The organism is Motilibacter deserti (assembly GCF_011250635.1).
Lineage (GTDB): Bacteria > Actinomycetota > Actinomycetes > Motilibacterales > Motilibacteraceae > Motilibacter_A > Motilibacter_A deserti.
In genome coordinates this window covers 1-10,193 of the sequence record NZ_JAANNP010000070.1, presented here as the reverse complement: position 1 = coordinate 10,193, position 10,193 = coordinate 1, and the positions used below count along the sequence as shown (strand labels likewise).

The window sequence follows — 10,193 nt, the reverse complement described above, 5'->3', positions numbered from 1 at the left end:
GATGGCCCGCGCCTCCTGATCGGCGAGGAGCGGACGAAGGGTTCCCTCGGCTTCGCCGGCGGGTCGGGCTGCGTACACCTGCCGGTCGCCCGCCGTCGATGGGGTGCAGTCGGTTCTGTCCACCGGCTGCATCGAACGCCAGGAGTGCTTCTTGCGTCGCCCCAACGTCCCGCAGGCTCTCGCCGCGGCGATCCTCGCCCCCGCTCTCGTGCTCAGCGCGTCCCCCGCGTACGCCGCAGTCCCGGTCCCCGCGCCCGCCGGCACCGGCTCCTCCAGCGCGGCGGACCTGCCCGACCTCGCGCTCGCCCCGGCAGGACAGGCGATCGTCACCGACCGCGACGAGAACGTCGTCGCCCCGGGCGTGACCCACACGTCGTTCGACCGCATCGACGCGCGCGGCTGGATCCGCGGGGACGTCCTCGTCGCGGACCTGGACGAGGACCGGGTCACCGTCGACTACCTGAGCCCGGGAACGGTCTCCGGGCGGGCGGTCCTCTCCGAGCAGGCCGCCCGCGCGGGCGCCGTCGCCGGGGTGAACGGCGACTTCTTCGACATCAACGACACCGGCGCGCCGCTCGGCGTCGGGCTCGGGCGCAGCGGCGGCCTGACGAACGCGCCCGCGAGCGGGCACAACGACTCAGCGACGATCGGGGCCGACGGCCTCGGCCGCATCGCGCAGGTCTTCCTCGCTGGCTCGGCGTCGACCGGCGAGGGTGACCGGGTCACGCTCGCCAACCTCAACAGCCCCTCGGTGAGTGCGGGAGGTGTCGGCCTCTACACGCCCGCGTGGGGAGCGGCTCCGCGCACCCGGGTGATCGACGGCGTCGCCGGCGTGCGCGAGGTCCTGGTGCGGGACGGGGTCGTGGTCGCCAACGGCGCGGTCGGGACGACGCCCCTCGCGGCGGACGAGATGGCTCTCGTCGGCCGTGAGGCAGGAGCGACGGCGCTCTCGGCGTTCTCCGTCGGGGAGCGGGTCGACGTGTCCTACGGCCCGCGCAGCGACGCGGGCGACGTCGCGGTCGCGGTCAGCGGCAACAAGCAGCTGGTCCGGGACGGGGTCGTGCTCCCGGTTGATGACGTCGACCTGCACCCGCGCACCGCGGTCGGCTTCTCCGCGGACGGCCGCCGGATGGTCCTCGTGACGATCGACGGGCGGCAGGTGGACAGCCGCGGGATGACCGAGCGCGAGCTCGGGGCGTTCGTACGCGACCTCGGCGCCGACGACGTGCTGAACCTCGACGGCGGCGGCTCCTCCACCATGCTCGCCCGCACGCCCGGCGACGCGGCCCCCGAGGTCGTCAACAGCCCGTCCGACGGCGGCGAGCGGCTGACCCCCAACGGCCTCGGGCTGCTGGTGGCGCCGGGGTCCGGCAAGCTCACCGGGGTGCACGTCGAGCCGGTCGTCGAGGACGAGCGCTCCGAGCGCGTCCTCGCCGGGCTGTCGCGCGTGCTGCGCGCGAGCGGTCACGACGAGACGTACTCGCCCGTGCGGACCGACGTCCGCTGGCACGCGAACCCGACGACGGATGCGTACGTCACGCCGGGCGCAGACAACACGGTCGTCGTGACCGGGCGGAGGCCGGGCGACGTCGCGATCGAGGCGTCGGGCAAGCGCGACCGCGACGTGGTCGGCGTCGCGGACCTCGTCGTGCTCGGCGCGCCGGTGCGGCTCGCCACGACCGTGCCGCAGGTGTCGCTGAACGGCGCCGGGGCGACCGGCAGCTTCGAGGTCGTGGGCTACGACGCGGACGGCTTCTCGACCTGGGTCGAGCCGCGCGACGTCACGCTCTCCTACGACGCGGACGTGGTGCGTGTCGAGGCCGCCGGCAAGGGCTTCCGCGTGACGGCCCTGCGCGGGGACGACGCCGCCGCGGTCACGGTGACGGTCCGCGGGCTCAGCGCGACGGTGCCCGTGACCACGGGCCTGCAGTCCGTCGTCGTCGACGCCATGGACGACCTGGCGACCTGGACGGCCAACCGTGCACCGGCGACGACGGGCTCGGCGATCTCGACCGCGCCGGGGCGTACGGGTGGCACGGCGATCGCCCTGGACTACTCCCTCACGAACTCCACGGCGACGCGCGCCGCATATCTGCAGGCGCGTACACCATTCGCACTTCCCGGAACTCCGCAGCGCATCGGCGCCTGGGTCCTGGGTGACGGCAGCGGTGCTTGGCTGCGCGGCAACATCTTCGACGCCGCCGGTGGTGCCGCGAAGACGATCGACCTCGCCTCGTCGGTCAACTGGACCGGGTGGCGCTACGTCGAGGCGACCGTCCCCGCAGGGCTGCAGCCGCCGTTCCGCTTCCAGCGCCTCTACGCCGTCGAGACTGCCCCGACGCGGCAGTACTCCGGCCGCATCGTCGTCGACGACCTGACGGTCAAGGTCGCACGCGAGGTCAGCATCCCCGCGGCGCAGCAGGTCGTCGATCCGGTCGTCGTCACCGACGGCACCGTGCAGGACGGCAAGCGCTGGAACTTCGCGGTCCTGTCCGACGTGCAGTTCACGGCGGACGCGCCCGAGTCCGACCTCGTGCAGCAGGCCCGGCGCACGATCCGTGAGGTGCTCGCGGCCGGGCCGGAGTTCCTCGTCATCAACGGTGACTTCCTCGACCGGGCGTTCGCGAACGACGTCGCGCTCGCCAAGCGGGTCCTCGACGAGGAGATCGGCGACCGGCTGCCGTACTACTACGTCCCCGGCAACCACGAGGCGTCCGGCCCCGGGACAATCGTCGAGTGGTCGAAGGTGTTCGGCGCGGGATACCGCGCCTTCGACCGGAACGGCACCCGGTTCGTCCTGCTCGACACCTCGCTCGGCACCCTGCGCGGCAGCGGCTTCGGGCAGATCGTGATGCTGCGCCAGGCGCTCGACTCCGCCGAGTCCGACCCGTCGGTCCGGTCCGTCGTCGTCATGGGCCACCACCCCGTCGACGACCCGCTGCCGACGAAGAACTCGCAGCTGGCCGACCGCAAGGAGGCGCAGCTGCTGGTCGACTGGCTGGCGGCCTTCCGCGCCGAGACCGGCAAGGGCGCGGCCTACGTCGCCTCCCACGCCGGCGTCTTCGGCGCCAGCCGCACCGACGGGGTCCTGCTGCCGCTGCTCGGCAACGCCGGCAAGGGCCCGAGCTCGGCTCCGGGGGCCGGCGGCTTCACCGGCTGGGCGATGTTCGGCGTCAACGCCTCGGCACCGCTCGTCGACGACAAGGTCCGCCACCGCGCCGCCCCCGAGCGCAAGGACCCCGACGCGTGGCTGCGCGTCGACTTCCGCCCGCACGTCGACACGCTCGAGCTGCAGGCCCCTGCCACCCTCGCGGTCGGCGCGTCCGCGAAGGCCTCCGCGACCGCGGTCCAGGACGGCCGCCGGGTGCCGGTCGCGTACCCGGTCTCGGCCGACTGGTCGGGGTCTCGCGAGCTGCTCGTGGGAGACCCGGACGACGTGCGCTCGCGGCACGTCGCCGTGCTCGACCCCTCCACCGGGACGCTCACTGCCCTGAAGCCGGGTTCGTTCGACCTCTCGGTCACGGTCAACGGCGCGACCCGTACGGTCCGCGTCTCGGTGGCCGCGGCGGCACTGCGCCCTGCTGCCTGACCTTCTCTCGTACGGCCGACGGGGCCGCTCCCTGCGTGGGAGCGGCCCCGTCGGGCTGTAGGCCGGCGTCAGCGGCGAGCCGCGGGGACCCCGAGCAGGTGCGTCATCGCCCGTCCGACGGCGTCGGCGCGCGCGGTGACGGTGACGAGCTGCTCGATGCCGAAGCCGAAGAGCACCGTGTCCTCGGTCAGCACGGCGGAGGTCTTGCCGCCGATGCCGGGCGAGCGCTCCCAGCCGCCGTCGACCGGCGGGCTGCCGGGCGGCGGGCCGGGGATCGTCCAGGAGCCGAGCCCGGTCTCGAAGCCCTCCTGCTGCTGCACCCCGGCCGTCGTCGTCAGCCGGGTGTCGTCCACGATCACGCCGACGCCGCCGGTGAACGGGTCGGTGACGTAGCTGATCGAGACCTCGACCTGCTGCCCGGCGTACGCCGAGAGGTCGAAGGACAGGTCCTCCCAGCCGTCGCTGGTGCCGGTCAGGGCGTTCCACGTTCCGCTGGTGCCCGTCGGCTGGCAGGGGTTGCCGGGGGTCAGGTAGCGCAGCAGCCACGGGTGCCCGGCGAGCAGGTAGCCCGCCTCGCACTCGGCCGGCACGGCGGTGGTGGTGGCACCGCCCCGCTCCGGGAGCGTCGTCCAGTTCTGCTGGCCGACGGTCCGCGCCTCGACGATGACGTGGTCGTAGCCCTCCTCGGTGTCGTAGGAGATCTGCGCCGCGAAGGCCGGTGCCGAGGCCGCCGCGATCCCGGTGAGGTCGTACGTCCGGGTCAGCCGCGTGTACGTGTTGTCGGTGTGGAAGGCGGCCACGCCGTAAGACCCCTGCGGGGGCAGGAAGGCGCCGACGGCGTCGGTGTATTCGGCGACCGCGTCGCTGGTCCCGAACTGCGGGAAGTCCTCGATCGGGAGGACGTCGTTGGTCGGCGTGAAGGACCCCGGCTCGTCGACCGGGTTGTCGACCGTCGCCGGCCCGCCGAAGCTCGCGCCGAAGCCGGCGAAGGGGCTGCCCGACAGGCCTGTCACGCCGCTCGCCGCGTCCAGGGCCACCCGCGAGTAGGCGCCGAGGTAGTACTGCGTGAAGTCGTCGGCGAGGAGCAGGCAGTCGTCGTAGATGCTTTGGGTGACGACGCAGTCCGCGGTGGGGTCGCCGTCGAGGCCGTAGTAGATGCCGCCGAGAGTCGTGCCGATGAGCCCGTAGTACGCCGTCGTCTCCCCGGAGTGCAGCAGCTTGCCGCCTTCGTTGAGGTAGTCGCGGACGGCGATGGTGAGGTACTGCTGGCGCTCGGCGACCTGCGCGTCGGGGTAGTTGAAGTTCCCGATGCGGGTGAGGGCGTCCTCGGGGTCCATCGTCAGCCGGTTGTCGCCGAGGTACCACAGCACCGCGTCGTAGTGGCTGAGGATGCCGAGGTCGTGTGGGACGCCCTGCGCGTCGACGTCCCACATGTCGGCCGCGATGCCGTTGGCCGCGAGGGCGGCCAGGTGCTCGTCGAGGTACTTGGGCCCGGTGACGGACGCCGGGTAGGTCGGGTTGACGCCCTTGTAGTCCTCGTTCGCGATCACGAGAACCCGGTTTCCGGTGTCGCGGGCAACCGTGTAGCTGAACTCCTCGCTCTTGGAGCCGCCCTCACCGCGCCCGCGGAAGTGCACGGTCACCCGGTCGCCCGGCTTCGCCCCGCGTACCTCCGCGCGGTATTCGGCGTAGTAGTCGTTGTTCTCCCAGCCGTAGCGCTCACCGCCCGCCCACTCCGTCGCGGGGACCTCGTAGCGCGGCCCGCGCCCGTTGATGCGGTACTCCATCGTGATGTCGCGCAGCGCGCGCTTCGCCACGACCGCGACCGTCTGCGGATCGCCGTAGGACACGCTGAACGAGTCGACCTTGAAGTTCGCGGCGTCCCGTCCGACGACGGACACCGGGTCGTCCGGGTCCATCGCGGACTCGGCGACCGCGAGGGCGAAGGGAACGTTCTTCTCGAACTCGGCCTGCACCAGCTCCTCGTCGTCGGGGAAGATGAAGCCGCTGATGCAGGCGTTCGGGTCCCACTCGTCGTCCGGCACCGAGGCCGACGCCGCCTCGCAGGTCGACATCTCCGGAGTGAAGCCGAGGGTGCCGTACGCCTCCTGCGCGTGCGTGTCCGTGTCGCCGTTGGTGGTGTAGAGCTCGGCCGAGAGGTCCGGGTCGTAGCCGGGCACGGCGGGGTCGGCGTCGTCGCCCACCATGGCCTCGTAGAGCACGTCGTCCGGCCCCGGTGTCGCGACCTGCCAGCCGATGCCGTGCAGCAGCAGCTCGGCGGCGGAGTGGTAGTTCACGAGGAACTGCGCGCTGAGCCGGGCGAAAAGGCTGTCGAGCGCCTGCGTCTCCGGCTCCGACGCCGGTGACGGGCCGCGGTAGGTGTCGATCGCCGGCACCGGCGACGATCCCTCGTTGTCGTAGCCCCAGCGCGTCGGGAAGTTGCGGTTGAGGTCCACGCCGTCGGCCGACGTGATCTCACCGTCCCCGTCGTTGTCGCGCAGGTTCTTGCGCCAGAGCCGCTGGTCCTCCTCGAAGGTCCAGTCGTAGCCGTCGGGGTTGGCGACCGGGATGAACCACATCTCGGTGCGGTTGACCAGGCGCCGGATCTGTGGGTCGGTGTCGTAGCCGGTCAGCACGTGGTCGAGGAGCCGGCGGATCATCTCCGGCGTGATCCACTCGCGCGCGTGCTGCGCGCCGAGGAAGATCGTCGTCGGCTCGCTCCCGTCGGGCCGGGTGTCGGCGTTGCGCCCGACCTTCACGGCCACGATGTCCTGGCCCTGCACGGTCTTGCCGATCGTGACCAGCTTCGTGATGCGTGGATGGGCGGCAGCCTGCTGCTCCATCTCCTCCTTGAGCCCTCCGGGCCCGGAGTACTTGCGGAAGACCTCGTAGTCCTCGGCGGCGGCCGACGCGCGCTGGGCGACGGTCTCGCCGTCGATGAGCTTCGGCTCGAGCTCGACGCCCTGGTCGGCGAGCGCGTCGGCCTGGTCCTGGCTGAGCGTGGCCTCGACGCGGACCTTCCCGGCCGCGCCGCGCACGGCCGCGAGGTCGAGCTCGCGGCGGTCGACGCCGAGGTCGAGCAGCGCCGACAGCTTCGCTCGGTCGACGACCCCCGCGTACACGTCGAGGTGGTCGCTGGGCTGTGGGCGCGCTGTGGCGCCGCTGGGGGCGGCCATCGCGAGCGAGGCCACGAGAGTGAGGGCGGACAGGGTTGCGGCGGTGCGATGGTGCACGGATTCCCCCTACCTGGTCCGAGAAGATCGGATAGCTCACGCTCGCGGGGGGCGAAGGCGCTGTCAATAGGCCGACTCGGCCGTTGCTCGAGGCTCTTTATCCGAAACGCGCGATCTCGTGGCGGGCTCCACCGATCGGTGGACACCGGCACCACCCGCCGCCGGGCCCGTTCGCCCGACGGGCGGCTGTGCGTTCCTCGGAAATAGTTCTTGCAGGCGCCGCACACATCGGAGTCCGACGGAAAAGCCGTGGAAATACATCCTCGGACGAACCGTCAGCAGCAGAACAGTTCCTGCGTCACCCGCGGAACGGAACGTCCCGATCGGTGCGGGCAGTATTCCTGGCATCGGTTCGGAAACGCTTCCGGGCCAGCAGCAAGGCCGGTCCTCACCCGATGGCCGGCAAGCCCCGGTCCACCCCACCCAGCGACCTGGAGGTCGTCATGCGCATTTCCCGTTCCCTCGCCGCCCTGGCCCTCGTCGGCGCCGTCTCGGCCGTCGGTGCCCCCGCCGCCTTCGCTTCGCCGGCGCAGGCCCCGAGCGCAGCCACAGCCGCGGTCACGATCGCCGCCCAGCCCGCCGCGTCGGCTGTGGCCGACGCCTTGAACGCCGTCAACGCCCACGTCGCGAACGGCCAGATCCAGCCCAGCCTCGGCAGAAGCCTGCGGGCCGACCTGCAGACCGCGGTGACGGCCCAGGCCGCCGGCGACGACGCGGCCGCGACCGCTGCCCTGTTCGACGCCCGGGAGACGGTCTACGCCGCGGACCTCAGCCAGATCGCGGCCGCCGCCGGCGTCGACCTGCTGCCCGAGCTCGACGGCATGCTGGGCGACCCGGCCGGCTACGTCCGGGCCCGGGAGGTGGCCCGCAACCTCCTGCAGAACGGCGACATCGCGGCCAGCACCGCGCGCCGCGTCGTGGCCGACCTCAAGGCCGCCGAGGCCGACTCCTCGCGGCTGCCGGCGCTGCGGGCGTACGTCGCAGCGTTGCCGGGCTCGAAGGCGGACGCGGCCGGCAAGGCCGGCCTCGCGAACGTGCTGCAGACGCTGCAGCTCGGCTCCCCGCAGTCCTCGAGCGGCGTCACGGTCCGGGTCACGAACTCGACCGGCGTGCCGCTGACCCTGGTCTCCACCTCGAAGCCCTACGGCGACTGGAGCGGCCAGTTCCCGCAGACCCTGCAGCCGGGCGACACGGCGGCGGCGGGCGTCAGCAGCTTCAGCATCGAGGGCGCGCAGCTGCAGGCGGTGTACGCGGCGCCCGACGGCACGAGGTTCGACGTCAGCGGCTACGTCCCGCTGGCCGGCTCGAACAGCACCAGCCAGAGCGTGACCGGCACGAACGCCGGCTCGTACACCATCGACCACTCGATCGGCTCCGGCTGGCACCCGACGGCGTCCTTCAACCTGCGTCCCAAGGCCTCGCTCGGCGCGGTGGACTCCTCGTCCGGCGTGACCGTGAAGATCACCAACAGCACGGGCAAGGACCTGACCCGGGCGTCGGAGTACAAACCCTACGGCGACTGGACGACCGAGTTCCCGACCACGATCCCGGCGGGCGCGACGGTCACGGCAAAGGTGGACAGCTTCAGCATCGAGGGCGCCATCGCGTCCGCCGACTACGTCACCGCCGACGGCACCCGGTTCACGGCCGGCGGATACGTCCCGCTCGCCGGCTCGAACAGCACGTCGCAGGGCGTCTCCGGCACGAACGCCTCGTCCTACACGATCGACCACTCCATCGGCTCGGGCTGGCACCCGACCGCCTCGTTCACCCTCCGTCCGAAGGCCTCGCTCGGCGCCGTCGAGTCCTCGTCCGGCGTCACCGTGAAGATCGTCAACAACACCGGCAAGGACCTCACCCGGTCGTCGGAGTACAAGCCGTACGGCAGCTGGACCACGGAGTTCCCGGCCACCCTGCCCGCCGGGGGCACGGCGACCGCGGTGGTCGACAGCTTCAGCATCGAGGGCGCGATCGCCGGTGCGACGTACGTCTCGGCCGACGGCACCAGCTTCAGCGCGACGGGCTACGTCCCGTTCGCCGGCTCGAACAGCACCAGCCAGGACGTCTCCGGCACCAACGCCGGGTCGTACACCGTCGACCACCACATCGACGGCGGCTGGCACCCGACGGCGACGTTCACCCTGCGTACGCGGTAGCCCGGCCCGCTCCAGGTGCCCCCGCCGGTCTTCGGCGGGGGCACCGTCGTTCGTCCTTGGTTCAACGAGCCCCTGAGGCGCGCCGCCCCGAACCGTCCGAGGAGCGCGTGAACGTCCTGGTTAGGCTGCGGCCATGTCCCGCCCCGACGTGTCTCGCCGGGCTCCGCGATGAGCGCCGCACACGCCATGCCCCGGCTGCTCGGGCCACTGCAGAAGGCGGTCCGCCTCGGCGGCGCGGTGCGCAACGGGGCCCCGGTCCTGCGCGACGGCGTGCTCGAGCAGCGGCGCGGCCTGCGCGTACGCCGGGTGGCGCTGCGCGACGCGGCGGTGGAGCTGGTGCCGGGCCGGCCGCGGCGGCTGAGCCTGCGCGCGGGCACGGTCGAGGTGGAGCTGCTGCGGGTGTGGCCCGGGGGCGGGCGCAGCCGGTCCCCGGATGAGCTCGAGGCGCTGGCCGCGGCGCTCGGCCCGGCTGCCGCGCCGGTGGCCGAGGCCCTGCGGGCGCAGGCGGCGCACCTGCGCGGAGAGCTCGGGCTGCCGGACTTCTCGCCGCTGGCGGCGTACGTCGGCCGGAGCGGCACCCGTCTGGGTGATCTCGGTGAGGGCATCGGCTCGCTGCCCTGACCGAAGATCGAATCCGTGCCCCGCGGGGTACGCCCTGCTGGACCGTTGCCGTCATCGGGAGGATCACGCATGTCGGGCTTCACCGTCGACCCTGCGGCGCTGGAGGAGTTCGCCGCCGCCTGCGAGGGAGCGTCGGGGCAAGCGGCCGGGCTCGACCCGGGTGCCGCGATGGCCACCGTCCCGGCCGCGGTGCCCGAGACGGCGACCGCCGAGCAGGCCGCGCGGCTCGGCATCGCGCTGACGGTGTCCTGTCAGGCGGCCGGTGACGCGTTCGCGGCGCTCGCCGGCAACGCCCGCTCGAACGCCGCGGGCTACCTCGGCGCCGACGGGGGAGCGGAGTCGACGCTCTCCGGCCTGGTGGGTGCCCGGTGAGCGCGCTCACCGTCGAGCGCGTCCTGGCCTGGAAGCCGGAGACGTTGTCGACCGCGGCGTCCTCGCTCGACCCCGTCGCGCAGACCCTCGACGCCGCCGAGCGCACCGTGTCGACGGCCGGTGACGCGCTCGCGACGCGCTGGACCGGCACGACGGCCTCCGCCGCCCAGCAGCGGATCACCAGCGACACCCGCGACGCCCGCGAGCTCGCCGCCGCCGTGC

General features: G+C 72.9%; 5 protein-coding genes and 1 pseudogene. 5 read left to right on the top strand and 1 reads right to left on the bottom strand.

The genetic code is table 11. The features are described 5' to 3' along the window. Window positions 1–151 precede the first annotated feature (151 nt). Window positions 152–3,589 (top strand): phosphodiester glycosidase family protein, encoded by a 3,438-nt coding sequence (locus G9H71_RS19240; protein ID WP_196792278.1) that lies wholly within the window; start codon window positions 152–154, stop codon window positions 3,587–3,589. A gap of 68 nt (window positions 3,590–3,657) precedes the next feature. Here G9H71_RS19240 and G9H71_RS24705 read toward each other — a convergent pair whose 3' ends face one another. After that, window positions 3,658–6,822, bottom strand: a complete 3,165-nt coding sequence (locus G9H71_RS24705; RefSeq protein ID WP_331273124.1) for a M14 family metallopeptidase — start codon at window positions 6,820–6,822, stop codon at window positions 3,658–3,660. A gap of 443 nt (window positions 6,823–7,265) precedes the next feature. Here G9H71_RS24705 and G9H71_RS19230 point away from each other — a divergent pair, with 443 nt between their 5' ends. The 4 genes and pseudogenes from G9H71_RS19230 to G9H71_RS19215 all read left to right on the top strand — a co-directional run. Further along, window positions 7,266–8,978: a hypothetical protein gene (locus G9H71_RS19230; protein ID WP_166284406.1), complete on the top strand. Its 1,713-nt coding sequence runs from the start codon at window positions 7,266–7,268 to the stop codon at window positions 8,976–8,978. A gap of 168 nt (window positions 8,979–9,146) precedes the next feature. Next, on the top strand, window positions 9,147–9,599 hold the full coding sequence (locus G9H71_RS19225) for a hypothetical protein (RefSeq protein ID WP_166284405.1): 453 nt from the start codon (window positions 9,147–9,149) through the stop codon (window positions 9,597–9,599). A gap of 69 nt (window positions 9,600–9,668) precedes the next feature. Then, window positions 9,669–9,971 carry a hypothetical protein gene (locus G9H71_RS19220; protein ID WP_166284404.1) on the top strand — a complete coding sequence of 101 codons (303 nt, stop codon included), beginning with the start codon at window positions 9,669–9,671 and terminating at the stop codon, window positions 9,969–9,971. Further along, a pseudogene (locus G9H71_RS19215) lies at window positions 9,968–10,193 on the top strand (hypothetical protein); the annotation flags it as partial. The gene G9H71_RS19220 and the pseudogene G9H71_RS19215, both read left to right, overlap by 4 nt.

Excerpts from the sequence above, each read along its gene's own strand:
- G9H71_RS19230 (WP_166284406.1), top strand. The coding sequence starts at position 7,266 with ATGCGCATTTCCCGTTCCCTCGCCGCCCTGGCCCTCGTCGGCGCCGTC.
- G9H71_RS19220 (WP_166284404.1), top strand. The coding sequence starts at position 9,669 with ATGTCGGGCTTCACCGTCGACCCTGCGGCGCTGGAGGAGTTCGCCGCC.
- G9H71_RS19225 (WP_166284405.1), top strand. The coding sequence starts at position 9,147 with ATGAGCGCCGCACACGCCATGCCCCGGCTGCTCGGGCCACTGCAGAAG.